This window comes from Boseongicola sp. (genome assembly GCA_014075275.1).
Taxonomy (GTDB): Bacteria; Pseudomonadota; Alphaproteobacteria; order Rhodobacterales; family Rhodobacteraceae.
In genome coordinates, this window is the sequence record CP046179.1 from 1,110,299 (window position 1) to 1,134,272 (window position 23,974).

Below are 23,974 nucleotides of genomic sequence, written 5' to 3' on the forward strand. Positions count from 1 at the left end.
ATCAGACACGCCCTCCCGAAGCACGAACGGCGGCGCGTTGATAGATCAGCATGATAATGAAACTGATTGCGAACATGACCACGGCAATTGCGGCACCAAACTGCCACTTCCCCAGCTCGACAACCTGCTGGAAGATATGAATTGGCAACACCACGACGGTCCAGCCGCCCATCAATGTCGGCACGACGTAGGACGAGAATGAAATCGCGAACACGAGCAGAAGCCCTGCCAGAATACCTGGCATGCTCATCGGAATTGTAATCTTCCAGAACGTCTGTGACCGGGTCGCGCCGAGACTGCGGGCCGCCTCTTCAAGCGCTGGATTAATGCCCTGAATAACGCCCACCAGAGAGAGGATCATGAACGGCAACGAAAACTGCACCAGACCAACGACGACCCCCGCGAAATTGTACATCAGGGGCAAAGGCTCGTCCCCAATGAGGCCGGCCCATCGGAAAAACTCGTTGATGAGCCCCACGTCCCCCATCAACACCATGAGACCGAAAAGACGGATCACCATATCGAGTTGCATCGCACTCAGAACAAGGATCATCAGAGTGGTGTTGCGGCGCACGTCAGTGGTCTTGGCGATCAGGAAAGCCAATGGATAACCCAAGATCAGCGCGATCAGCGAAACAAGCGCTGCAAGGCCGGCCGATCTTAGCGCTGCCTCGTAGTAGATCGCGCGTCCAAAGAAGCGTTCAAAATTGCGAAAGTCGAACATCCACTGAATGCTGGCGTTTCCGAGCGTTGGTTTATCGAGCGACAGCAGGAAAAGTGAGAGGAGCGGAACCACGAAGAATACGACAAAGAAGAGCACTCCAGGCGCCGCCAACAATGCGGTCCTTCCCGGTCTGCCAAGTCCTCGCAGGAATGCAGACAAATTCTTCCCTTCCTCATATCCAAACCGCGGCACTGGTGCCGGTCAGTGCAACGAAAATCCATTGAACCCCAACGTTCCAACTCCTCGTCGAATTGGAGGAAACAGAACACCAAAACATTCGTTGCGACATGTCAACATTAACAGCTAACAGCACTCATTAGGCCAAGTTGCGAATTGGATAGGTGGTGTCCGCAAACGGATAGGTAGGCCGTCTGACCGCTCTTTACTTATGCAAACAAGCAGACATTCAGAGACACAGCAGCATCGGCTGCCGGCTCGAATCTGACCTCAGATGCGCCGCAGCATCTGTGTCGAATGGACAGGATTTGGCGGCACTCGGCTCAAAGCGGACATTCGCCGCGGAAAGCCCGAACGACCGGTCCTGGGTTCATTCCGGCCAATTACGCCGGGTCCTTGTATCCGTGCACGTCCAACACCTTTTGGATCACGTCGACCATCTTTCGCGTGTGGGCAAAATCAGCTTCCAGAGACGCGCGGCAATCATTATCCTCGGCAACCTCCAGCTCTTCACGCACAAATTCTAGATCCTCTCTGAAGCCGTGTTGTTTTCTGACCCATTCCTCAAGTTTGGCCTTATCCTCCCTGGTCATCGGACCTTGAACCCATGCCATGCCGGTGTTCATATCGATCTTCACCTGATCGAGATGCGGCAGTGGGTCTGGCAGATCGGTGATGCCGAGACGTTCTCGTCGGCGGAGCTCTTCGTCCCATTCGATCTTGTAATCCATCGCAGTGCTGAGCCATTCATCGGCGAGTTGCTTGTTTTGTCGTTCCGTCGTGGTCAGGATTTCTGCAAAGAGACGCTGGGCCCGATGCTGCCCTTTGGCTGTGTTCACTGCGAGCGACCGCATGATGGCCTGTGCCATGGGCATGGAGACGTTGTTATCTCCATCGCGGACCGAGATGTCGCGATAAGCCTCATCCAGCACAATTTCCTTCAAACTTTCCTCGTGTAACGCCGGTCGTTTGTTCTTCGCACCCTTGGATCGACCCTTGGGATTGCCTGAATTGCCTGGTGCAAACTGCGTCTGCTTTGGTGGTTTTCCATAGCCAATATCATAAGAGGCGCTGTGCCCCATGGCAGGCAGTTTTACCTTTCCCCCGCTCTTTCCGCGGCCTCCAACACCCGATTTAACTCGGGCGACCAACCGCAAACCAATTGCACGGCATCATCAATCGCATACTGCTGCCATCTCGCGATAATCCGATCGCAGTAAATGGGATCCAACTCGGAGACATACCCGCGCCGTCCAGTCCTCTCAGCAGCAATCAATGTCGATCCTGAGCCACCAAAAACATCCAGCACAATCTCGCCCCTGCCCGATACATCTCGGATAACTGATGCGGTTCGCAGCAGCGGTGCCATTCTCGCCAATACGCGACGGGGCCCAAGACGCGCGCGGTTCACTGTGGCGCACGAACTTGGGCATTTCCTGATGGAGAAGCACCAATTGACAGATGCGACGGGTTTCCGGTGCCGTTCGCAGGATTTGCGCGAGACGCAGGAAGGTCACCGGGAGCTCAAACAGGAATCTCAAGCCAATCAGTTTGCCATCGAGCCATTGGCCCCGGCGCCCAAGTTCGAGGCCTTGCTGTCGAACCATCCCGACCTAGAATATGCCGAGCACACTCGAGACGCTTTTGGCATTAGCCTTGAAGCCTCGGTGCGGCGCATGATTGACCTTCGCCCCGAAGCGTTGGCGGCGGTCTGGTAACAAAATAGCTGCGTTCGCTATCATTATAAAGGGGCAGACTTTCCCTGGATCAATCGAAAACGGGCGGCACCATCGCGCCAACCACGAGTGCGTTCCGGGCCATATCGAACGGCGACCTTGGTCTCACTGACATCATCGAAGCCCATCCAACGACCTGGACAGACTCGTCTGATTTGGAACTGTGGGAGCAGACCCGCGTCGGTCGCGACGGCCACGCAGTGACTTTGCTCTTGGTTGAACGGCAAGATGATGGCGAGGCCGAGAACAACGAATTCGAAGAGCTGGGAATGCCAAAGTTCCGCTAATACAGGCACGAAATATGCATTCCCTTTAAATCGCACCTCTTTCCCTGATAGCAGTCGATTATACCCTGTTCTGGATGTGATATTTCCCTCATCCGAAAATAACAGGGAAATTGGGCATAAGCCTTTGATATCCAGTTAGCAATCAGAGCCAGCTCTACCGACATTCGAGGATCTTGGGGCAATTATCGCGATTCTCCCTGTTAATTCCCAGTAAATCAGGAGAAACAGGCCCAGACCGTCTAGCGCAGGACTGGACGCACTACCAATTTTTTTGGTAATGGGTTCGACCTGCTGGCCAATTAGACCATTGGAAGACACAAACTATTTGGGTTTGAAGCAGTTCCTGCGACTACCTTTTCCAAAGCCTTTCACCTTCAAAGTTTTTACAGTCCTGTCAGCGCGGAATAAGTATCTCCGCTCGCAGACCTCCCAAGTCTTCGCAGCGCCCCAATTTAAGCTGTCCTCCGTGTTGGCGTGCTATCTCATTGGCAATTGCCAGACCCAAGCCAACACCGGAGCCCGCGTTTTGATTTCTGGCGACATCAAACCTGCTGAAGGCTTTCAATGCAGTCGCGCGTTCTTCGACAGGAATACCCGGACCGTCATCGGAAACTCTGATAACCGCGACGTTATCCCTGTCCAACAACTCGACTATGGCGCAATTCGCATATCTGCACGCGTTCCCAATCAGATTGTCTAACGCTCGAGACAAAGCAAGCGGTCGCACCACCATATTAGCAATTTCATCTGTTCGTCCGAGAGAAACGTTCCATCCGGCTCTTTGAGCCTTCACAACGGAATGCTGCACGGTCTCTACCAAAGAATGCTCGACTGGATCATCAAGTTTTCCAGCTCGCGCGAACTCAAGAAACGCATTCAGCATCCTATCCATCTCGTCGACGTCGGAATTCAATGACCTTGTCGTCTCATCGTCGTCCATCAACCCAAGCGCCAGCCGCATCCTGGTCAACGGTGTCTTCAAATCATGGCTCACCCCAGACAACATCATCGTACGCTGCTCGATCTGCCTTTCGATCCGATCTCGCATCTGAATGAATGCACTACCGGCTTCCCTTACTTCTCGGGCCCCAGACGGTCGGTACGGCAGAACATGCCCCTTGCCGAACGCTGACGCGGCCGCTGCAAGTCTACGAATGGGGCGCACCTGACCACGCAAATAGAGAAGCGCGATTAATGTCATGACAATTGCTGTGAACCCCATCAAGACAAGAAACTGGTGTGGATTTCGCGCATTGAACCGCGTCCTTGGCATATCAAAGGTCAAGTCGCCGTAGATGGACGCAAATTTTAGTCGAACCCAGCCATCCCGCGCGACCAGATCGATACCCAAAACATCTGACCTGCGTTCAAACACAGTAGAAAATATTCTCGAGCCGCTAAGATCGAAAGAACTTCGACGCGTGTCGACACGAACGTCCGAAAACGAGACTTCAATCGCAAGAGGCCCAGCTAGCTGCCTGGATCTTTCAATTGCGGCTGATTTATTCGGCGCACTCTTGATCTCTGACAAGATCAGTTCGACTTCATCCATTGCGCTCATTGTCATCTGGCGCGTGACATCTTCGTACAGCCGCTGGATGAAAACCACCGAGACCACACCCAAAATCGTCAACACAGGCACAAAGTAAATCAGCGCTGCCCTGCCAAAAAGCGAACGCGGAAGAAGGTTTTTTATGTTAATGCGCGACATACACAGAACTTAGTCTCACCAAACTGCAAGAGAAAGCCCAACATGCAGAAACCACCGGTCGGACAACCGATATCCATACAACGCGATGTCCGATGTTTACTGGCGCCCAACCCTGGGGCCATGACCCATTGGGGAACCAATACTTATGTTGTTGGCACGGGGCAAGTCGCAATCATTGATCCAGGGCCCGCCGATCCAAACCATCTTGACGCCATACTAAGAGCAACAGACAGCGAGAATATCAGCCATATTTTTGTGACCCATGCGCATAAAGATCACTGCCAACTGGCTATACAGTTGGCCGAGATTTCCGGCGCGCCCATTCTGGCTTCTGCGCAAGTTGCCACTGCGTCGCGATCAAACAAAGCACATCATTTGGGCGGTGGCGAAGGCATCGACACAGAGTTACGCCCTGACGTGATAGTTGAGGGTGGTGACGCCTTTGAGATCGGCTCTTGCACAATAACAGCAGTTCACACACCGGGGCACTTTGCGGGACACTTTGCGTTTCGAATAAAAAACTCACTTTTCTCCGGAGATCACGTATTTGACTGGGCGTCATCAGTAATATCTCCTCCTGATGGCAATCTGGCGGATTTCAGGGCCACAACGCGATTGCTTCTTGGAATGAACTTAGAACGATTAATGCCGGGTCACGGTGCGGCCATCGACAATCCAAATGAACGGCTGAACTGGCTGTTGCATCATCGTGAGAAACGGGAAAATGAAATTGTCAGTCAATTGAAAGACGGCCAAACAACACTCTCGGCAATGACGACCAGGATCTACGGCAGTTTGTCACCGAGACTTTTCATGGCCGCCGAAAGAAACGTTTTGGCACACCTAATTTATCTTATTGAAAAAAATAACGTAATTTCCAGCGAGGAAAATTTGACCAGAGCAACATTTCGCTGGAATTGGCAGCTGCCTGAAGACCAAAAATAGTTCAGATTATCACTGGACCTGACGAAAACTGATTGCTATACGGCACGCCGTGTTCCGGCGTAGCTCAGCGGTAGAGCAGTTGACTGTTAATCAATTGGTCGTAGGTTCGATCCCTACCGCCGGAGCCAAAAACAACCCCTTAAGCTCAACGGCTTGAGGGCTTTTTTGTTTCTGACAAGATCACCGATAGTAGTTTAAATCGCCACGGAGTCGCCACGGGGGCTGAAATTAATCTTCTTCCTCAACTTTGACACCTAAGAATACACCGGCTTCTATAATTTCGAGATAACCCCTGAATAAATATCGGAGACATCACTTTTACTTTCGGGCGGCGCCAACAGATTGTGCGACAGAGCCCGTTTTTTTTGGAGTAGCTCGTCTAGCTTCTGATCAAAGGACTTCTCCTTATACATGGGGTGGATAGCAAGTGGTATGTGCACGGTCACGGGCTTGTCTTGGCCAATCCGGTACACTCGGTCATTGCACTGGTCTTCGACAGCCGGGTTCCACCAGCGTGAGAGATGAATGACATGGTTTGCGGCTGTAATCGTGAGCCCGACACCTGCCGCGCGTGGAGACAAGATCATGACATCAAAGCCGGGCGGCAGCCTCTGAAACTCAGCCACCATCGGCTGGCGCTTAGCCCCTGCTACATCGCCATTGATAATCATTGGCTCTGAAGCGAGCCCGTAACGAGCGGCGAGCCCTGCCGCAATAACGCGCTGTGCCGCCTTGTATTCAAGGAACAGGAGGGCCTTTTCGCCTCTGTCCCGAATGTCGTTCAGGACATCCAAAGCAAGTTTGACCCGGGCAGATTGATGCGCCCAGGCTTCAAATGCAGAGACATCACCAAAGGCGAGGTCCGTATTAAGCTCCGGATGCATGGAAATTCCGCGAAACTTATGGATCGCCTCGAGCATCGTTGCCCTATTTGCCCCTAGGGATTGAACAGCGCTGACCGTCTTCGCGTAGGCATTCGCCTGCTTGTCTGGCATCGATGCTCTATAGGTCTGGATATTTTTTGCCGGAAGACCATCGAGGATGTCTACTTTCATTCGGCGTTTCAAGACGGGGGGAGCCGAATTGGCGTCTTCCATTTTGGCCTTCAGCTCGATCAATTGTTGCTCTTCAGCTTCTGAGTACCTCTCACTGAACCGCCTAAGGTCGCCGAGAAGCCCTGGTGCAATTCGATCCATGATGCACCAAAGGTCCTCCAGTCTGTTTTCGACGGGAGTTCCCGTGAGGCCGAGCACGAAATCCGCGCTCATTGCCTTGGCAGCGTGCGTGTTTAACGTTGTCGGCGACTTGATCCGCTGCATTTCATCAAAGACAGCAACGTCGTACCCAACGCGCGCAAAGGCCCGATGATACGTTGCGAGGGTTTCGTAGGTCGTTAACACCCAGCCGGCTTGCTTCAGGCGGACCATGTCCAGTGCTGTTTCCGGGGACCACCCCGGGCCTTTGGGTGCCTTTAGCTCACGAAGGCCGGCGCCAAAGGCCTCAACGCATTCGCCAAGAGTATTCGGTGCAAGATGTACCTCCGCTTCGGCGATCCAGGTTTTCAAGAGCGCCGTAGGCGCAACAACAAGGATCGGTGCATTCGACTTACCCTTTGCCAAAATTTCTGCGCGGCGCCATGCCAAAAACACTAGCGTTTGGTAGGTCTTCCCGAGGCCCATATCGTCGGCCAAAAGCACACCCGGCCATCCTGCCTTCCAGGCATCTAAGAGCCATTGAATGCCATCAACTTGATGCACTTTCGGGGATGAGAGAACGCGGGAGTTCAAGCCAATATCGTCACCGATCTTTGAGCTTCTGGGCGACATCTCCACGATGAACCCTGTCTCTTCGATGTTGTCCTCAATATCGAGAACATCTCTTGAGGGCTCAGGAGAAGCCGGTTCGTCAGGCTCATCCGCTCTTTCATCCATCGCCTGAGGTTTGAAGGCTTCAAGCGCCTCTTCAAGTACAGAAATCTTGATTTCTCGGCCACTGACTTCGAGCATTTCCTGACAAGCGGATTTCGCCTGCTGAACGCGCTCTGCCAGGCTTTCCGGTGGCTCTGCCAGGAGCAGCTCTTCACCCTCCACGACGATTGGAACGCCCTCGGGCAACCAGGCGGTCTTGAACTTTGCAAGCCAAGGCAATTCGACTGGTTCCCAGAGCTTCAGCCCCGTTACGCGCTCCGAGTATTGTGTTGTCTCTACGAAAAGATTGGCTGCCGACAAATCATCGTCGAGGGCCGATGCGAGATAAACTCGGGGGTTCTTGATAAAATCGCGCCGATCTTCATCGGGCGCTTTGCGCTTTTCCTGAACAACTTTTAAGGCGGCTTGAAGCGATGGTTCTAAGACGACGAAATGACCGCGCCCCAGTACATAGGCTGGCGAGACACTTTGATCAGCAATAAATCGATGCCGTACGAAATCTTGTTGGAAATCGGGTGGGAGAAGCGCATCCGCAGCCTCGTCGCGCAACTCATCCGGGTCTTCTCTAAACTCTCCATCTTCAGGGGTATCAGTCTCGTCGACGTCCTTCGGACGTTTTTCCCGTGCCATCAGTACCGGCACGAAATTGGATCCATCTGAGGTCTGCTCAATGTCGAGCGCAAAACTGCCAGCCTGATAGATAGTAAGACTAGAAAGATATTGATCGGCCTCCACCGTTTCGCCAGTAACAACCTTAAGTGCCGCTTGAACTGGACCCCAAGCCTGTACCCTAGTCATAGGGTCGTCACCTTGGCTTGCGTTAAATCCGTCAACTGCGTTTAGGAGATCGTAGACTGTGGGCGTTAGCCTCCAGTCCTGGCCAGCGTATCGCAAAAAAGCGCCATGCCTCTCTGGACGAACCTGATTGAAGTTCTTGTCGCGCCATTTTGCAATAATGTTTGTTTCTGGCTGATCAACGCGACCGCGGGCATCAAGATGACAGGACGCCGTCGCAACCGGTGGAAAACCCAGCACTTCTGCAAAACTGGCATCCAAGGTAACAGCTTCATGATGAGGGATAAGAATTTCGAGATCGTCATCAAATACAGTCACGCGCGCATCACGGATGAGGCGATCAAGTCTCGCCGTAGCTGGACGAAGGGCAGCACCAACAGAACTCCAGTTATGCACCGCAACTGTCTGAAGTCAGCGCCTATGGGTCCAATTAGGTTAATTTGATAAGAGAGTTTTGTTGGCTCATCGTAACCACTGAGGAGTGGGACATGAGACAGACAACTGGAACTCGCAGGAGCCCCGGCGAGCAGATCGTCAAAGAGATCAAGCGCGCGACGCGCAAACAGTATTCGTCAGAAGAGAAGATCCGGATCGTGCTGGATGGCTTGCGTGGCGAAGACAGCATTGCTGAGTTGTGCCGTCGTGAGGGAATATCTCAAGGTATCTACTACAAATGGTCCAAGGACTTCATGGAAGCTGGCAAACGGCGGCTTGCTGGAGATACGGCGCGTGCGGCTACGACCGACGAAGTCAAGGACCTGCGCCGCGAAGCCCGAGACCTGAAGGAGGTCGTTGCCGAGCAAACACTGGAACTGCGTCTTCTCAAAAAAAGCATGACCGGCGGTGGGGGCGACCAAGAATGAGGTATGCTGCATCTGAGAAGTTGGAGATCATCCGGCTTGTTGAGGGGTCGCATTTGTCTGCTCGTCGAACATTGGCAAAGCTGGGCATCCCCCGCACCACATTTTACCGTTGGTATGATCGGTATCGGCAGCGCGGCGACGCTGGCCTTGTGGATCAAGCGCCTAAGCCCAGACATGTCTGGAACCGCATCCCCGACGAAGTCCGGCGCAAGGTCGTCAAGCTGGCGCTGCAGGAGACGGAGCTGTCGCCGCGCGAACTGGCAGTGACGTTCACGGATCGGGAGCGCTACTTCGTCTCGGAATCTTCAGTCTATCGGGCCCTGAAGGCCCACGATCTGATCACCAGCCCGGCCTTTATCGTGCTCAAGGCGGCAAACGAGTTCAAAGACAAGACCACTGCGATCAACCAGCTTTGGCAAACCGACTTCACCTATCTCAAAGTGCTTGGCTGGGGCTGGTTCTATCTCAGCACAATCCTGGACGACTACAGCCGCTACATCATCTCGTGGAAACTCTGCACGAACATGCGGGCAGAGGACGTGACGGACACCCTGGATTTGGCGCTACAAGCATCAGGGTGCGATCAGGTTCACGTCATCCACAAACCCCGCCTCCTCAGCGACAACGGGTCCAGTTACGTCTCTGGCGATCTGGCTGAATGGCTGCAGGACAAAGGCATGAAGCATTCTCGGGGCGCACCATATCATCCCCAGACACAGGGCAAGATCGAGAGGTGGCATCAAACCCTGAAGAACCGCATCCTATTGGAGAACTACTTCCTTCCGGGAGACCTCGAAACCCAGATCGAAGCCTTCGTCGATCACTACAATCACAAGCGCTACCACGAGAGCCTGAACAACGTCACACCCGCCGACGTCTACTTCGGGCGTGACAAAGCCATTCTAAGACAACGGGAAAGGATCAAACGAAAGACGCTCGAAGCGCGGCGCTTGCATCACAGACAGCGCGCCGCATAATAACATCAACCAGACGAGCCAAACTCTTTACTTGTTTAAGCAACTCTTGGTTCCCAAAACCCTGACGACGGACAATCCGGCGGAGAACAGGCCAGAATGCCGCTTTCGCCAAAAACCATCACGTCCCGCGTCTGATCAAAGGTCTCGCCAATCAACGCCACCCGCTTCGAACGTCCCGGATCCTTCGGTCCGGCCCCCTCAACTTCGGATCGCACCCATTCAGCCCCGCCCCGCGTCTTCCCGGCACCACGCCCGCCCAAGATCACCCAGGTTCTCCAATCGCCCTCTGGCGGTACCTGATGCGGCAGCGCCCAGAATTCGAACAAATACGGCAGCCCCCGTATGGCATCATTCGACAACTCACTTAGAAGCGCCGCCTGATCCCTTTTGCTCACGGAGGCGATCAAGTTTGCGCCCGATTTCGTCTTTGATGGCATCGAAATCGAGCGGAGCTTCGGCGGCATTGCCCTTGGCAACGAGGACGCGTTTTTCATGTTTCTGAATCTCCTCAATCAACGTGATCCGCGTCCTCGCCAGAACCCTGCACGATTGTGCAAAGTCGGTGTCTGACGGCAGATCCCCGTCCTTAATCCGCTTGGCCAGCAGCGCGAATGCCGCCAGCACGTCTTCCAATGCCTGCTCGCTATGCATCAGCAACACGCGCGCGCCATTGGTCCCAGCTCTGTTGGAAATGTCTTCCGTCATCGCAGAGGTTCCAATCTTGTTTGGAGTGCCAGGAACGCAAAAGCGGCCGGGGAACCATGTCCCGACCGCTCTGCCAACTGTCCTAGCTTGCCTGAAGGTATAGGCTAAACCGTTCGATCCGTCAAGGCTTAAGTTATTGATAGAATTGAATAATACCGCTCGGTCCAATTACCAAAACGTTAACACCTATACAAACAAGGGCCCAAAACAATGCTTCTAAAATGAACAGCTCAACGCACATCAACGACCACCGCTGAACAAAGGCGTCAAACCGCGCCGAACCGGCACGCCAAAACTCACTAAACATCACTGATGTTCCAGAATCACCCAGCCGCCAGACAGTCAAATCCGACTCAGTTCGCCCGCTCGGCCTCAATAGCCCGCAATCGGGCAACATTGGCGTTGTGCTCGTCCAATGTCACGGCAAACGCATGCCCGCCATCGCCCGTGGCCACAAAGAACCGGAACGGTGACTCTGCCGGATTTAGCGCCGCAATAATCGACGCTTCGCCCGGATTCCCAATCGGCCCCGCCGGCAATCCGTCGATCTGATAGGTGTTATACTCGATCGTACCGTGGCGTCGTTCTTCAGTGCGCCCGCTGATGTCCGCGTTCGATATTGGACGCCCCAGTGTGCCCACACCCCGCGTGATCCCGTAAATGATCGTCGGATCAAATTGCAACCGCCATCCGATATCCAGCCGATTGTGCAGAACGCTTGAGACAATCTCCCGTTCCTCGGCAATGCTGGTTTCCTTTTCAATGATCGACGCCAGGATCATCGCCTCTTCAGGCGTTTCGATCTGCAAGTCCGATCCCCGACTTTCCCAAGCCTCGGCCAACCGAACGGCCTGTGCCGCCTCCATCTGCGCCAAAAACGCAGCCCGATCCGCACCGGGACGAAATTCATAGCCATCCGGTGCCAACGTCCCTTCAGCAGGAACAGCAGCAACCTCACCCTCGAACACATCCGACGCCATCAAGGCATCAACGATCTGCCAACTGGTCACACCTTCGGCCACAACGATACGATACCGCGTTGCTACATCGTCTCGCGCCTTCACATATGGGTCCGGCAAAACCTCATCGCGTGGATTAAAGTTTGCAGTCTCCTCAAACGCCTGGCTGACAGGGTTCAACTCGCGCACCCGCACCGATTGTCCGCTAACCGAAACCCGGTAAATGACCTCGGTGCCACAAGTCGACAAGCCGTCGCCGGTCACCTGCGCCACAATCTCTTGCATCGACGTGCCTTCGTCGATCAGGAACGAACCGGCTTTCAGCAAATGCGAACGGTCAGAATACTGCGCGCCCAAACGATACAACATCGCACTGGTCACGGCTCCCTGGGCCTCCAGATCATCCGCAACCCGACTCATGTTGCTTCCCGGAGCAACCTGCAAGCAAATCGCCTCGACAAGCGGGCCGTCTGTGGAATACTGCCGCTGGGCATAGCCAAGCGCTCCGGCACCAAAAACCAGCGCAACAATCAACAGAGTCAGAACATTAGACGCCAGGTTTCGCCACATCAGCGATCAATCCGCCCCATAACCAACGATGCATTGGTGCCGCCAAATCCAAATGAATTCGACAGTGCGATCCCAACTTCCCGCCGACGCGCCGCGTTTGGTGCCAGGTCCAACATCGGCTCGGTGGCCGGGTTATCCAGATTAATCGTCGGCGGCGCAATTTGATCGCGCAACGCCAAGATACAGAAGATCGCCTCGACCGATCCCGCCGCGCCCAACAAGTGCCCAATCGACGATTTGGTCGATGACATGGTTGCGCCCTTGGCCGCATCACCCATCACGCGCTCAACCGCACCCAATTCGATGGTATCGGCCATAGTCGATGTGCCATGCGCGTTGATGTAATCCACATCTGCACCGCTGATCTTGGCTGACCGCAAAGCATTGCGCATGGCGCGCTCGCCGCCCTCACCGTTCTCCGATGGTGCCGTGATGTGATAAGCATCCCCTGACAAACCATACCCCAAAATTTCCGCATAGATCTTGGCACCGCGCGCCTTGGCGTGTTCGTATTCCTCCAGCACGACGACTCCAGCACCCTCGCCCATCACGAACCCGTCTCGATCCGCATCATAAGGCCGGCTGGCTTTCTCAGGCTCATTCCCGCGCTTGGTCGACAGCGCCTTACAGGCATTGAACCCGGCAATCCCGATCTCGCAAATCGGGCTTTCCGCGCCACCGGCAACCATCACATCGGCATCATCCAGCATAATCAACCGCGCCGCATCGCCGATGGCATGGGCACCCGTCGAACAGGCGGTCACAACCGCATGGTTCGGCCCCTTAAAGCCAAAGCGGATCGATACCTGCCCGGACACCAGATTGATCAAGGATCCCGGAATAAAGAACGGCGACACCCGACGCGGCCCGCGCTCTTTCAGCAAAATGGCTGTTTCCGCAATCGACTGCAAACCGCCAATGCCGGACCCTATCATTACGCCAGTGCGCTCGAGGCTCTCGGTATCTGTGGGGGCCCAGCCCGCGTCTTGCACCGCCTGTTCAGCGGCCGCCATCCCGTAAACAATGAACTCATCGACCTTGCGTTGATCTTTCGGCTCCATCCAGTCGTCAGGATTAAATGTCCCGTCCGAGCCATCACCGCGTGGCACTTCACACGCATAGGTCGTCGCCAGATGGGACGCATCAAACCGCGTGATCTGTCCGGCACCGGATTGACCCGCCAGAATGCGCTCCCACGTAGCTTCAACACCGCTCGCCAGCGGAGAAACCATGCCAAGCCCTGTAACAACCACTCGCCGCATGTCTGCACCCCTATTTCGTATTTGTATTTTCCCAAGAGATACCCCGTCCCCCAACCCATGGGCAAGGCCGCCTATGGCGGCTTTCAGCCCAATTCGGGCCGAAATCACTGGGAAATGGGCCGGGCGGGCATTTTCCCGCCCGCTTGGGTCGTGTCAGATAAACTCTGCCTGACGCTCAACGCGGTCAGTCGCCGCCGCCAAAGCCTCGACCAGATCAACGTCCTTGCGGAACAAGGCCCGTCCGATCAGCACGCCGGACACACTGCGCAGCAGTTGCAACCGCGAGATATCGTCAACGTTGCGAACAAACCCGCTGCCGATAATCGGCGTGCGGGTTGATTCTGCGATCCCGGTGATCAGCCCTATCGAGCCATCTGTGTTATCAACGTCTGCATCCACATCGGTCACGACAATGGCCGCAAACGGCGTATTGGCATATGCTTGGATAAAGCTTTCAGGCGTAAACGCCGAGGCCCGCCGCCAACCGTCCATCATCACCTGACCGCGCCAGACATCCACCGACAATACGATCTGATCCGGGTAATACTTGGCCAGCGCCTTCACCAGTTGCGGATCGCGCGTCGCCAGTGAACCAACAACTATGCGCCCCGCCCCCTTGTCGATCCAATATTCCACCTGATCTCGCGACCGGAAACCACCGCCCAGCTGCACCGGAATGCCCGCCGTGCGAATAATCTTGGCCACCAACTCGGAATTACCGTCGCTGCCATCAATGGCATCAAGATCGGTGACGTGCATCCATTCCGCGCCAGAATCAGCAAAGCTACCGGCGATTTTCACCGGATCAACATGCCAGATCATCGGATCTTCGATCACACCCCGGTTCAGGCTGACACATTTGCCATTCTGCAATTCGATAGTCGGATAAATGATCATACGGCCTCCATAGGGTTAACAAGAGAAAGTCGGGCACAATCGTAATGAGCGACGAAACATGCGCGTAATACGCAAAACGGCGTCCCCAAAGGAACGCCGTCTCTCGCCTTGATCCGATTTAGATCAGGAAGCTTCTTTGATGAATTTCACAGCGTCGCCAAAGCTTTGGATGGTTTCGGCTGCGTCATCAGGAATTTCAATTCCGAATTCTTCTTCGAACGCCATAACCAGCTCAACAGTGTCCAGGCTGTCAGCGCCCAGATCATCGATGAACGATGCGTTTTCAGTTACTTTGTCGCCTTCGACGCCAAGGTGCTCGACTACGATTTTACGTGTGCGATCTTCGATGTCGCTCATGTCATTTCCTCACAATTCTTCGGGGTTTTGTCCCGTGTGTTAACTTTTCTGCCCCACAGGGACAACGAAACCGGACCACCCCGTGCTCCGGTCAAGATGTGCGCCGCCTATACCATAAATTTTGCGAAAGCAAATAGTATCCATCGTCGCACACCGGCGATTACAACATGGCCATTCCACCGTTCACATGCAACGTTGTGCCTGTCGTATAGGCGGCTTCCTGACTGGCCAGATAGATCACGGCCGCCGCAATTTCATCAGCATCCCCCATGCGCCCCGCAGGCACCTGCGCCAATATCCCGCCCTTCTGATCGTCCGTCAGCTTGTCAGTCATTGCGGTGGTAATGAACCCCGGTGCCACACAGTTCACGGTGATCCCGCGACTGGCCACCTCATAGGCCAACGATTTCGACATTCCGACCAAACCGGCCTTGGACGCGGCATAGTTTGCCTGGCCTGGATTGCCGGTCGCGCCCACCACGGACGAGATATTGATGATCCGCCCCCACCGTGCCTTCATCATGCCCCGGATCGCGCCTTTGCACAAAATCATGGCCGAGGTCAGATTGACCTGCAAAACCGATGCCCATTCCTCGTCCGACATCCGCATGAACAGGTTGTCCCGCGTGATCCCGGCGTTGTTGACCAGAATATCAACGCTGCCCATGGCCTCGGTCGCGGCCTTCGGCAAAGCCGCCACCGCCTCGGCATCACTCAGATTGCAAGGTAACACGTGGGCGCGTTCGCCAAGCTCTGCTGCCAAAGCCTCCAACGGCTCAACCCGTGTGCCAGACAGACCAACCGTCGCCCCACGCGCATGAAGCCCACGTGCAATCGCCGCCCCAATACCGCCAGACGCACCCGTCACCAATGCCGCCTTGCCTGTCAAATCGAACATGCTTTTATCCTTCTTCTGATCAGAAAAACTCCGGGGGAGCCGCCCGCCAGGGCGGCGGGGGCAGCGCCCCTAGCCCCGTGCCTCAAGCGCCGTAGCCACATCTGCCGATGTGCCAACCGCCCGCGTCTCAGCCTCCTTAGCGATGCGCCGGATCATTCCAGTCAGAGCCTTGCCCGCCCCGATCTCCCAGAATCCGGTCACATCGCCCTCGGTTGCCATCCAATCCACACTCTCGCGCCAACGCACCGAATGGGTGACCTGCTCGACCAATAGCCCGGACAAGGCCGCAGCACTGTTTTCAGGCCGCGCCAGAACATTGGCCACCACCGGAACCGCCGGATCGCGCATCTCTACGTTGGCCAAAGCCTCAGCCATGGCCTCTGCCGCAGGTGCCATCAGTGAACAATGGAACGGTGCAGACACCGGCAGCATCAACGCGCGGCGCGCTCCCCGCTCTTTGGCCAATGCCGCTGCACGCTCAACCGCGCCTTTATGGCCAGACACAACGACCTGCGCCGGGTCATTGTCGTTGGCAGCCGCACAAACTTCACCCTCTGCCGCATCTGCCGCAACCTGCCGCACGGCATCGATATCCAGGCCCAGCACTGCTGCCATGGCACCTACGCCCACAGGAACCGCCGCTTGCATCGCCTTGCCGCGCAGCCTCAGCAAACGTGCGGTATCTGCAATCGAAAACGCGCCTGCCGCCGCCAATGCTGAATACTCACCCAGCGAATGCCCGGCCACAAAGGCCGCATCCGTCACCGAAACCCCCTCGGCCTCCAATGCCCGCATCGCCGCCAATGATGTCGCCATCAATGCTGGCTGTGCATTCTGGGTCAGAGTCAACTCGTCCTGTTCGCCTTCCCAGATCAGCGCAGACAACTTCTCGCCCAGCGCATCGTCAACTTCGTCGAAAACCGCCTGCGCCGCCGGATAGGCTTCGGCCAAGTCGCGACCCATGCCAATCGTTTGCGCACCCTGTCCGGGAAATACAAATGCCAGGCTCATAAACTGCTCCCTCATGTTGTTTTATTGGTCGTAACCCACCACAATGGCAGGAACAAGCAGCCAAACCGCCCCTTCAGCAAGGGATTATCACCATGGCCCTATCGAACAACGCAAAATCCTACGGCAGCCTCACCCGTGCCTTACATTGGCTAACGGCATTGGTGATCTTCACAGCGTTTCCCCTCGGCATGGTCGCTAACAGTGCACCCATCACAACCGATGCCGAGATTGCGCGTGCCATCACACTGTTTTCTCTTCATAAAACCGTTGGTATCGCCGCTCTGACATTAGGCATACTGAGGATCCCCTGGTCGCTCACACAACAAAAACCCGCTCCCATCCACCCAGATCGCCGCCTGGAAACCGCTCTTGCTGAAACCACACATTGGACGCTGACGATTGCCCTCATCGCGGTTCCGCTCTCTGGTTGGATCAGTCACGCGGCGTCTCCCGGCCTCGCCCCGATCCTTTGGCCCTTTGGGCAATCCTTGCCCTTTATCGCGACAACAGCCACCTGGGCAGAACTCTCGGGTGGCTTTCATTGGCTGGCCACCAAACTCTTGGCAATTGCAATATTGCTGCACATCGCCGGAGCGTTGAAACACGCGATCATAGACCGCGATGACACCCTGGCCCGCATGACACGAGGCAAACCCCGTGGCCCGGGAACAGCCCGCCGCCACGTTATCCCCGCGCTGGTCGCCCTAATCATATGGTGTGCGGCGCTCGCCGGTGGCGTTTCCCTAGGCAATGCGCGCCTCAGCGCAGTCACCGCGAACAGCCCTCAATCCTGGACAATTCAGAGGCTCACATTGACGATCGCTGACGAAACCACCCAAACCATCGCCACCGCCGAAGAGGCCGACACGTCGCTTCTACTGTCGCTCTCGCGCGGTGGAGCGGCCAGCGGCACACTGGATTTTTTCGCGCTCCTGACTTCCAACGGCACTCAATCAGGCGACACGCTCATAACCGCACTCGACCCGTTTCCGGCCATCGAATTTACCGGCGCCATCTCCGGTACCCTTCCAGACCTCACTGCTAGTGGCACACTCGGTATCGGAGGGTTCGCCGACCCCGAAGACGCCCCCAAAGCTACGCTTGCGATTTCACAAATCGACGACGATCTTCAGATTGCGGGCAAAATGGATTTTCCCGATCAACCGGGACTTACAATCGAAGTCAATGGTCTGGCCATACCCACTCCGGCAAATCCTTAACAGCGCGGTAAGAACCGTTAACCTGCGACGCGAAATCAGCGGCAAGACCCCGCCTCACCGACAAAAATACCGACGCGATACCGACGTAATACCGACGTGATACAGACACGGTCAAATTGACCGAAACCCCAACGAAACAACACATTTACGATTTCGCCCTTTGCGCGCAACACCCACACCCCGCACGCATCATTAACGGTTCTTGGCAATATCCCCCATGCTCGGACCAATGCACCTGCAGTTTCGCCTAGATGTCCTGCAGTATTTCCCGCAGCATTCGCCAGCATCAAGCTGCAAACATGGAACTCAACTCAAAGCATAGTATCGGGATATGGGAATGAAATTTTGGAACAAACCAGCTGCAATCGCTGGAATTTTTTCAGTAGTCACTCTTTCAGCTTGCGGTGGCGGCACCTCGGTCGTCGCCCCGGTTTTGGCAGATGGTGCACCAATTAATGCTGCTGACTACATCGGCAAAACATTCCCTTTCCGCTATCTTGGCGTCGATGCCAGCGGCACCCTGAATCCAACTCGTGGAACCGGTTCAATCAAAGTCATTAGCGCTACCGAAATCGAGGTTTCGGTCGATGGCCGCACCTATCTTCTGAATGAAACTTTGACCCCAGGTGAATACGAAAGAATCGATATTTCATCGACGCAGATCGATTTATCCCCGGCTCTCAGGTCATTGGGATCTAACATTATTTCCGACTCCAGCGTCTATATCGGTGCCTATGGCTTCCAAACCGATCCGGCCGATGTACCAACCGTTGATTTCGCCCAATTCGAAGGCACCAGCGAACTCATCGTCACCGACGGCATCGGTACCGTTAATGTCGAAAGCGGCACATCGAACTTAGAAGTGGATTTCGCCAACAACCTGTTTTCCGGCTTTGTCTACCATGGCGAAATGCTCGGCGGCGTTGGCGAAACCATCACAATCGACGTCTTCCCCGCAGGCACGCTGACCGGCAACGAAGTCTCCGGCACTCTCATCGCCACATACGATGACTTGATCAATCCCGTCGCAAATGTCCCGCTGAACGGAACAGATGTCGAAGGCTGGCTCTATGGGGCTGGTCACGAAAACTTAATCGGCACATTCGAAGGCAATTTCACCACCCCGCTGGACGGCAACACGCGCTTCGTTGGCGGCTTTTTTGGCGATCTGGTCCCGTAAAACAAGGCGCTTAGGCGTTCACATCGACGACCACGCGCCCTTTAACTTGCCCCTTCAAAATTTCCGCCCCCAAACGCGGCAAATCGCCTAGCGTTGCAGGCTGGACCATGCCTTCCAGCTTATCCATCGGCAGGTTTTGCGCCACCCGTTCCCAGGCCCGCACGCGATTATCATAAGGCTGCATCACACTGTCGATCCCCAACAGATTAACGCCGCGCAACAGGAACGGAATGACCGTCGCAGGCAGCCCCGCACCCCCTGCTAGTCCAACAGCCGCAACAGATGATCCATATTTCATCTGCCCGAGAACCCGCGCCAGCATGGCACCACCAACCGCATCCACACAGCCTGCCCAAGCCTCTGCTTCCAATGGCCTTTTCACGGTCTCGTTCAGTTCTTCGCGCGCCACGATCCGGCTGGCACCCAGCCCGCTCAGGTAATCGCCCGTCTCCGGCCGCCCCGTCACCGCCGCCACCTCATAGCCGAGGTTCGCCAATATCGCCGTCGCCACCGACCCCACGCCCCCGGCGGCGCCGGTCACCAAAACCTCGCCCTGATCGGGCTTCATCCCATGATCTTCTAACGCCATAACCGCCAGCATCGCCGTAAAGCCAGCCGTGCCAACCGCCATCGCCGCCCGCGTCGTCAAACCATCCGGCAACGGAACCAGCCAGTCGGCATTCACCCGCGCCTTTTCAGCATATCCGCCCCAGTAAGCCTCGCCCACGCGCCAACCAGTTAAGACTACCTTATCGCCCGCGGCATACCGCGCATCGTCGCTGACCTCGACTGTGCCCGCAAAATCAATGCCCGGCACATGCGGGTAATTCCGCACCAGCCCGCCACCGGGTCCAACGCACAATCCGTCCTTATAATTAACGGTCGAATACTCCACAGCAACGGTCACATCGCCCTTTGGCAAACGGTCCTCGCCAATCTGTTGAACCGAGGCGCTCGTTTTGCCCTCGTCGTCCTTTTCCACCAGCAATGCCCGCATGTCGCCGTCTCCCCGTCGTTAACTTTGCTTAAGATGACCATCCAGCCACCCAATGATTTCAGGCATCACGATATCAGGATGCGTGACAGCCGCCATATGTCCCAGACCAGAAAACTCGACCAACCGCCCATCCGGCAACCGCTCCAACATCAAATCCACGATCCGCGAGGCCGAAGCCCGTGTTTCCGTGCCCCGCATCATCAATACCGGCATCTTCAAACTGGCAATATCCGCCAGCCGAACCTGTCCTTCCAGTAATTGCGCCATCCCGGCCCAATCGTCAGCAACGCGCCCAATTGTCTGTATAACATAGGCTTTGACGTGGTCTTCCGTCGCGTCCCAACTGCCAGACCCAGCCCAAAAGTCCACGAACGTTTCCGCCGCCTCTTCCTGGCGCCCAACTCGCAACAACCCATGAAGAGTCGACGAAATCCACCAGGCATCCTTCACCTCAGGCGCTTCAGCCTCCTCCAGCAATGCAAACAAAACCGGCTCAATCATCGTCAGGCTTGCAACCGCTTCGGGCCGGGATCGAGTGACAAAGCACGCCAACGCTGCACCCAACGAATGCCCAACCAGATGCACAGGCCGGTCGCTTTGTTCAATCAGTGTTAAGACATATTCCGCATCATGCTCAAACCACGGGCGTCCATCCACGACAAATGACTCACTTCGCCCATATCCGTGCATATCGGGCGCAATAACGCGCGCATTTTGCTCCAAAGCGCTAATCAACGGCTTCCACTGGCCCGAATGGCTGGACGAACAGTGCAGCGCGATGATCGTTTCACCGTCGCCCCCCTTGCGATAAGCCAGTTGCCGGCCGTTGATCTCGATCTGCTTCAAGGGCCTACGCGTCCGCCGGCATCATGAAAAAATCGGTCACCCTCGGAACACCACCGGCCGCCGTCACCATGGCGTTCGCCTGACCCCGATGATGGGTCTGATGGTTGAACATATGGTTGACGGCATAACCGAATACGGCTTCGACGTCTTTGCCGGACTCGCGATGAATCCAGTGGATTTTCTGCATTAAGTCATCTGTCGCAACACGCTGTGACCATTCATAAATCCGCGCATCTACATCAACCCGACGGGCCTGCATATCAGTCCACTCACCAATCCAGTTCGGCGCATCATCGAAATAGACATCCGGCGGCGACCAATCATCAAACCGGCTCATCCAACTCACATCCGCCCATAGCAAATGATTGAGGGTGCGATGGATCAAACCAAAAAATGCCCCTCTGTCCAGTCTCCGGGCTTCGTCACTAATTCCATCAGCAGCCCCGAACAAACTTTGGTTCTGCCACCGATTATACCGCGCCATATTGTGGCAATGCTCTTGCGTAATCATGGGTCATACCCTTGTCTCAAAGCCCTCAGCCGTCAAGAGCAACAGCTGCCCAAACAATCGACCTTCGACACAAATCACCCTTTCAAACCGTCGCCTCAGCCCCTATATTCACTACGTTCCGGCAACGGGACTATGGACATAAACGCGCTCGTAATAAGCGGATCGGACCCGGGGGCGGTACCCGGCGTCTCCACCAAACATCCTTCATTTGGGGATCATGGGGACGAAATAGGATCGACGGACGTCTAAAGGGGTTTGCTTTGTCTCGGTGAGGTACCACCGATATCGGTCCGTTAAAGCTAGTTGCAAATGACAACAAAGCTCCAATGGCGATGGCAGCGTAAGCAGTCGGAACTATTGAAATCTAAGTCCCTAGGCTTTGCAGTCTAGGGCGGGGTTCGCAGGCACCTGGCAACAGAAGCCTGCACTTTCATCTCAAAAAAATTGAGCACTTGGCAACGGAAGTCCACGAAGTGTCTCGTAAAATCATCATTTGGGTGTCGAAGTTGATTTTGTGCGAAAAGGCAACGCAGTGTCGGCTCTGCGGGATTTAGCTGCCGTTCGCCATTGACTATCAAAGGTCTGCCTTTGATCGACTGTCTTGAGTGCGCTAGTCACACGCACGTAAAGAAAGAGGTTGAAATTTTCTATGAGTATATCGGACCCAAACTCCGTGGATATCATTCAGGTCAGTCAGACAGAAAAAACGACCCGCCTGATTATCACGGACCATCTGGAATGGGTTGGCGGAAAGTCTGATGATGAGCACCTTTGGCAACTACAAGAGAAGGTCAATTGCTACCTCAAGTACATTGAGAATAGCTAATTGGACTCCGACTACCCCGAGCAGAGGGAAAACCAAGTCGTCATTCAAGTCTATGGAAAATTTGACCGCTCGCCCGCCGCCGTCGTGTTCTACGGCCAAATGAAAGAAGTTTTATCAAAAGCATCTTACCTGCTAGAGTTTGTTTTGAAGGACTGAACCCTCAGTAAATACCGTGGAGTGTTTGTTACTGGTGTGTATTTAAACTAGGAATTTCTCGCATTGCCGACATTCGAGTACTGCGCAGCATCTGCTATTTTGGGCTCAGAGCGGACGTCCGCATAAGAACATCACCGCACGCCACCCTTCCAAAAACCTCATCTCACCCCATTGAAAATTCCACGTAAATCGCCTTCCCATCGGAAGGGATTCTTCTATGCTGGGACCAATCCCCGGGAGGCGAAATGGACCGAACGATCGACTACGGAAAACTGATGCATGGTGCCATGCGTGGCCTGATCCGCAAGGTGTTGGACGACATCGCGGAAAATGGCCTGCCCGGCGAGCATCATTTCTTCATCACCTTCGACACCATGCACCCCGATGTCGAGATTGCCGATTGGCTTTCTGATCGCTACCCCGAAGAAATGACCGTGGTTATGCAGCATTGGTTCGACAACCTGGATGTGACCGACGACGGCTTTGCCGTCACCCTCAATTTTGGCGATTCGCCGGAACCGCTCTACATCCCTTACGATGCCATTCGTACATTCGTGGATCCGTCTGTCGAATTCGGCCTGCGTTTCGAGTCCCAGGAAGATGACGAAGAAGAAGAAACCACGCCCTCGCCCGTAGTGGCTGTTTCCAAAGAAGAAATGGATGACGAGCCAAAATCCAAAGGCGACGCCGAGGTCGTCAGCCTGGACAGTTTCCGCAAGTAATCCGCCACATTTCCGCCGCGAATTTCGACGCCTCTGGACATATTCCTTTGCGACTCTCTGACACGAGTTAATGGGGATAGCCTGATGTTTTTCCGCGATCTGATCGTCAAAAAGAATGTAACTCTGCACGTCACACCCGCCGAGGTGCGATTGCCTGTGCGCATGGGGCACCGGGACGCTAAAAAAGTGTTTGGCGAACCCTTAAGCCGCCAAATGGTTGCCACCAGCCTTGGGGGCGTAACCAGCGTCAGAGCGCATGAAAGCGCGCCCGGCGACATATGCGGTGTTACGTTGTATCTTGGCCTGCGCGACGCCAGTCAGGCTGGCCTGAAAACGGTCGCAGAATACCTTGAGCATCTCCATGCGCCACTAGGGTCTTCGATCCGCCTTTCAGATGGTGGCCAGCCGATGGTTTTCGGCGCAACCGAAGGCCTTGAACTCAGCGTTCCAACCGCACTGGCCCCTGACGCAGATCATCGCCGTGTCGTTGCCAGTGCATGCTCGAAAGCCATTGATGGGGTTTGCGTCAACCGCGGCTGGGCGCAACGCGCCGACCGGACGATATTCTACTTTTACGGTGACAGCTTTCAGCGAATGAAAACCGGACTTGCCGTCATGCTTCAGGGCGATCCCGGCTTATCAGTCGCCACTGCGCGCCGACTGGCCTAATCACTAGCGTCAACAAGACCGGTTGCACCCAACCGGTCGCTTGCC

23 protein-coding genes, 1 tRNA gene, 1 other RNA gene and 1 pseudogene are annotated in these 23,974 nt (G+C 55.2%); 10 read left to right on the forward strand and 16 right to left on the reverse strand.

Annotation, left to right across the window (positions count from 1 at the left end; all coding sequences use genetic code 11):
- Position 1 precedes the first annotated feature (1 nt).
- From GKR98_05545 to GKR98_05555, 3 genes are all read right to left on the reverse strand, one after another.
- Entirely contained in the window at positions 2–916 is a 915-nt protein-coding gene (locus GKR98_05545; protein QMU57710.1) for an ABC transporter permease subunit, read from the reverse strand.
- A gap of 368 nt (positions 917–1,284) precedes the next feature.
- A complete protein-coding gene (locus GKR98_05550) occupies positions 1,285–1,983 on the reverse strand; it encodes a hypothetical protein (protein QMU57711.1) in 699 nt (232 codons plus the stop codon).
- 11 nt (positions 1,984–1,994) lie between these two features.
- Positions 1,995–2,270, reverse strand: coding sequence for a hypothetical protein (locus GKR98_05555; protein QMU57712.1), 276 nt, complete (start codon positions 2,268–2,270; stop codon positions 1,995–1,997).
- Between GKR98_05555 and GKR98_05560 the strand changes: the two genes are divergently transcribed.
- Complete coding sequence (locus GKR98_05560; protein QMU57713.1) at positions 2,122–2,619, forward strand: ImmA/IrrE family metallo-endopeptidase; 498 nt, start codon at positions 2,122–2,124, stop codon at positions 2,617–2,619. The two genes, GKR98_05555 and GKR98_05560, sit on opposite strands and share 149 nt — an antisense overlap.
- A 699-nt stretch (positions 2,620–3,318) precedes the next feature.
- Here GKR98_05560 and GKR98_05565 read toward each other — a convergent pair.
- The gene (locus tag GKR98_05565; protein ID QMU57714.1) at positions 3,319–4,635 is read right to left on the reverse strand and encodes a HAMP domain-containing protein; all 1,317 of its coding nucleotides are present in this window, start codon (positions 4,633–4,635) and stop codon (positions 3,319–3,321) included.
- A gap of 42 nt (positions 4,636–4,677) precedes the next feature.
- On the opposite strand from GKR98_05565, the gene GKR98_05570 reads away from it, so the two are divergent.
- Both GKR98_05570 and GKR98_05575 read left to right on the forward strand, forming a co-directional pair.
- On the forward strand, positions 4,678–5,580 hold the full coding sequence (locus GKR98_05570) for an MBL fold metallo-hydrolase (GenBank protein QMU57715.1): 903 nt from the start codon (positions 4,678–4,680) through the stop codon (positions 5,578–5,580).
- A 53-nt stretch (positions 5,581–5,633) separates the two neighbouring features.
- Positions 5,634–5,708: transfer RNA gene (locus tag GKR98_05575), tRNA-Asn, on the forward strand.
- 144 nt (positions 5,709–5,852) lie between these two features.
- Here the strand turns inward: GKR98_05575 and GKR98_05580 are convergent.
- Positions 5,853–8,621: a hypothetical protein gene (locus GKR98_05580; GenBank protein ID QMU57716.1), complete on the reverse strand. Its 2,769-nt coding sequence runs from the start codon at positions 8,619–8,621 to the stop codon at positions 5,853–5,855.
- A gap of 170 nt (positions 8,622–8,791) precedes the next feature.
- On the opposite strand from GKR98_05580, the gene GKR98_05585 reads away from it, so the two are divergent.
- A protein-coding gene (locus GKR98_05585) for an IS3 family transposase (GenBank protein ID QMU57717.1) occupies positions 8,792–10,143 on the forward strand; the annotation gives its coding sequence in 2 pieces (ribosomal slippage) (positions 8,792–9,128 and positions 9,128–10,143; 1,353 coding nt in all).
- Positions 10,144–10,217: 74 nt separating this feature from the next.
- Here the strand turns inward: GKR98_05585 and GKR98_05590 are convergent.
- The 8 genes and pseudogenes from GKR98_05590 to fabD form a co-directional block, all read right to left on the reverse strand.
- Positions 10,218–10,505, reverse strand: a pseudogene (locus GKR98_05590) (ATP-binding protein).
- Positions 10,504–10,848 (reverse strand): hypothetical protein, encoded by a 345-nt coding sequence (locus GKR98_05595; GenBank protein QMU57718.1) that lies wholly within the window; start codon positions 10,846–10,848, stop codon positions 10,504–10,506. Before GKR98_05595 ends, GKR98_05590 begins: the two are co-directional and overlap by 2 nt.
- Positions 10,849–11,201: 353 nt before the next feature.
- A complete protein-coding gene (gene mltG / locus GKR98_05600; GenBank protein ID QMU57719.1) occupies positions 11,202–12,377 on the reverse strand; it encodes an endolytic transglycosylase MltG in 1,176 nt (391 codons plus the stop codon).
- Complete coding sequence (gene fabF / locus GKR98_05605; GenBank protein QMU57720.1) at positions 12,377–13,639, reverse strand: beta-ketoacyl-ACP synthase II; 1,263 nt, start codon at positions 13,637–13,639, stop codon at positions 12,377–12,379. The genes mltG and fabF overlap by 1 nt, the downstream gene beginning before the upstream one ends.
- Before the next feature lie 153 nt (positions 13,640–13,792).
- Positions 13,793–14,536 (reverse strand): 1-(5-phosphoribosyl)-5-[(5-phosphoribosylamino)methylideneamino] imidazole-4-carboxamide isomerase, encoded by a 744-nt coding sequence (locus GKR98_05610; protein QMU57721.1) that lies wholly within the window; start codon positions 14,534–14,536, stop codon positions 13,793–13,795.
- Between the two features lie 123 nt (positions 14,537–14,659).
- A complete protein-coding gene (locus GKR98_05615) occupies positions 14,660–14,893 on the reverse strand; it encodes an acyl carrier protein (GenBank protein ID QMU57722.1) in 234 nt (77 codons plus the stop codon).
- 160 nt (positions 14,894–15,053) lie between these two features.
- Positions 15,054–15,791, reverse strand: coding sequence for a 3-oxoacyl-[acyl-carrier-protein] reductase (fabG, locus tag GKR98_05620; protein ID QMU57723.1), 738 nt, complete (start codon positions 15,789–15,791; stop codon positions 15,054–15,056).
- Positions 15,792–15,860: 69 nt separating this feature from the next.
- Positions 15,861–16,802 carry an ACP S-malonyltransferase gene (gene fabD, locus GKR98_05625; protein QMU57724.1) on the reverse strand — a complete coding sequence of 314 codons (942 nt, stop codon included), beginning with the start codon at positions 16,800–16,802 and terminating at the stop codon, positions 15,861–15,863.
- 92 nt (positions 16,803–16,894) lie between these two features.
- Here fabD and GKR98_05630 point away from each other — a divergent pair, with 92 nt between their 5' ends.
- Positions 16,895–18,022: a cytochrome gene (locus GKR98_05630; GenBank protein QMU57725.1), complete on the forward strand. Its 1,128-nt coding sequence runs from the start codon at positions 16,895–16,897 to the stop codon at positions 18,020–18,022.
- A gap of 337 nt (positions 18,023–18,359) precedes the next feature.
- Positions 18,360–19,202 (forward strand): hypothetical protein, encoded by an 843-nt coding sequence (locus GKR98_05635; protein QMU57726.1) that lies wholly within the window; start codon positions 18,360–18,362, stop codon positions 19,200–19,202.
- 10 nt (positions 19,203–19,212) lie between these two features.
- Here GKR98_05635 and GKR98_05640 read toward each other — a convergent pair whose 3' ends face one another.
- The 3 genes from GKR98_05640 to GKR98_05650 are packed head-to-tail and all read right to left on the reverse strand — an operon-like array spanning position 19,213 to position 21,556.
- Complete coding sequence (locus tag GKR98_05640; protein ID QMU57727.1) at positions 19,213–20,199, reverse strand: acryloyl-CoA reductase; 987 nt, start codon at positions 20,197–20,199, stop codon at positions 19,213–19,215.
- Between the two features lie 18 nt (positions 20,200–20,217).
- Positions 20,218–21,045, reverse strand: coding sequence for an alpha/beta fold hydrolase (locus tag GKR98_05645; GenBank protein QMU57728.1), 828 nt, complete (start codon positions 21,043–21,045; stop codon positions 20,218–20,220).
- 4 nt (positions 21,046–21,049) lie between these two features.
- Positions 21,050–21,556, reverse strand: coding sequence for a damage-inducible protein DinB (locus tag GKR98_05650; GenBank protein ID QMU57729.1), 507 nt, complete (start codon positions 21,554–21,556; stop codon positions 21,050–21,052).
- A gap of 76 nt (positions 21,557–21,632) precedes the next feature.
- Here GKR98_05650 and ssrA point away from each other — a divergent pair.
- From ssrA to GKR98_05670, 4 genes are all read left to right on the forward strand, one after another.
- Positions 21,633–21,985, forward strand: a transfer-messenger RNA (tmRNA) gene (ssrA, locus tag GKR98_05655).
- Positions 21,986–22,205: 220 nt separating this feature from the next.
- Positions 22,206–22,382 (forward strand): hypothetical protein, encoded by a 177-nt coding sequence (locus GKR98_05660; GenBank protein ID QMU57730.1) that lies wholly within the window; start codon positions 22,206–22,208, stop codon positions 22,380–22,382.
- A 401-nt stretch (positions 22,383–22,783) separates the two neighbouring features.
- Complete coding sequence (locus GKR98_05665) at positions 22,784–23,260, forward strand: hypothetical protein (GenBank protein QMU57731.1); 477 nt, start codon at positions 22,784–22,786, stop codon at positions 23,258–23,260.
- Between the two features lie 84 nt (positions 23,261–23,344).
- Positions 23,345–23,929: a hypothetical protein gene (locus GKR98_05670; protein ID QMU57732.1), complete on the forward strand. Its 585-nt coding sequence runs from the start codon at positions 23,345–23,347 to the stop codon at positions 23,927–23,929.
- Positions 23,930–23,974: the final 45 nt, after the last annotated feature.

What these genes read in the sequence shown, in the direction of transcription:
- GKR98_05550 (QMU57711.1), bottom strand. Translation starts at nt 1,983, where the DNA reads ATGGGGCACAGCGCCTCTTATGATATTGGCTATGGAAAACCACCAAAG.
- GKR98_05560 (QMU57713.1), top strand. Translation starts at nt 2,122, where the DNA reads ATGGGATCCAACTCGGAGACATACCCGCGCCGTCCAGTCCTCTCAGCA.
- GKR98_05555 (QMU57712.1), bottom strand. Translation starts at nt 2,270, where the DNA reads ATGGCACCGCTGCTGCGAACCGCATCAGTTATCCGAGATGTATCGGGC.
- GKR98_05565 (QMU57714.1), bottom strand. Translation starts at nt 4,635, where the DNA reads ATGTCGCGCATTAACATAAAAAACCTTCTTCCGCGTTCGCTTTTTGGC.
- GKR98_05570 (QMU57715.1), top strand. Translation starts at nt 4,678, where the DNA reads ATGCAGAAACCACCGGTCGGACAACCGATATCCATACAACGCGATGTC.
- GKR98_05595 (QMU57718.1), bottom strand. Translation starts at nt 10,848, where the DNA reads ATGACGGAAGACATTTCCAACAGAGCTGGGACCAATGGCGCGCGCGTG.
- mltG (QMU57719.1), bottom strand. Translation starts at nt 12,377, where the DNA reads ATGTGGCGAAACCTGGCGTCTAATGTTCTGACTCTGTTGATTGTTGCG.
- fabF (QMU57720.1), bottom strand. Translation starts at nt 13,639, where the DNA reads ATGCGGCGAGTGGTTGTTACAGGGCTTGGCATGGTTTCTCCGCTGGCG.
- GKR98_05610 (QMU57721.1), bottom strand. Translation starts at nt 14,536, where the DNA reads ATGATCATTTATCCGACTATCGAATTGCAGAATGGCAAATGTGTCAGC.
- GKR98_05615 (QMU57722.1), bottom strand. Translation starts at nt 14,893, where the DNA reads ATGAGCGACATCGAAGATCGCACACGTAAAATCGTAGTCGAGCACCTT.
- fabG (QMU57723.1), bottom strand. Translation starts at nt 15,791, where the DNA reads ATGTTCGATTTGACAGGCAAGGCGGCATTGGTGACGGGTGCGTCTGGC.
- fabD (QMU57724.1), bottom strand. Translation starts at nt 16,802, where the DNA reads ATGAGCCTGGCATTTGTATTTCCCGGACAGGGTGCGCAAACGATTGGC.
- GKR98_05630 (QMU57725.1), top strand. Translation starts at nt 16,895, where the DNA reads ATGGCCCTATCGAACAACGCAAAATCCTACGGCAGCCTCACCCGTGCC.
- GKR98_05635 (QMU57726.1), top strand. Translation starts at nt 18,360, where the DNA reads ATGAAATTTTGGAACAAACCAGCTGCAATCGCTGGAATTTTTTCAGTA.
- GKR98_05640 (QMU57727.1), bottom strand. Translation starts at nt 20,199, where the DNA reads ATGCGGGCATTGCTGGTGGAAAAGGACGACGAGGGCAAAACGAGCGCC.
- GKR98_05650 (QMU57729.1), bottom strand. Translation starts at nt 21,556, where the DNA reads ATGATTACGCAAGAGCATTGCCACAATATGGCGCGGTATAATCGGTGG.
- GKR98_05660 (QMU57730.1), top strand. Translation starts at nt 22,206, where the DNA reads ATGAGTATATCGGACCCAAACTCCGTGGATATCATTCAGGTCAGTCAG.
- GKR98_05665 (QMU57731.1), top strand. Translation starts at nt 22,784, where the DNA reads ATGGACCGAACGATCGACTACGGAAAACTGATGCATGGTGCCATGCGT.
- GKR98_05670 (QMU57732.1), top strand. Translation starts at nt 23,345, where the DNA reads ATGTTTTTCCGCGATCTGATCGTCAAAAAGAATGTAACTCTGCACGTC.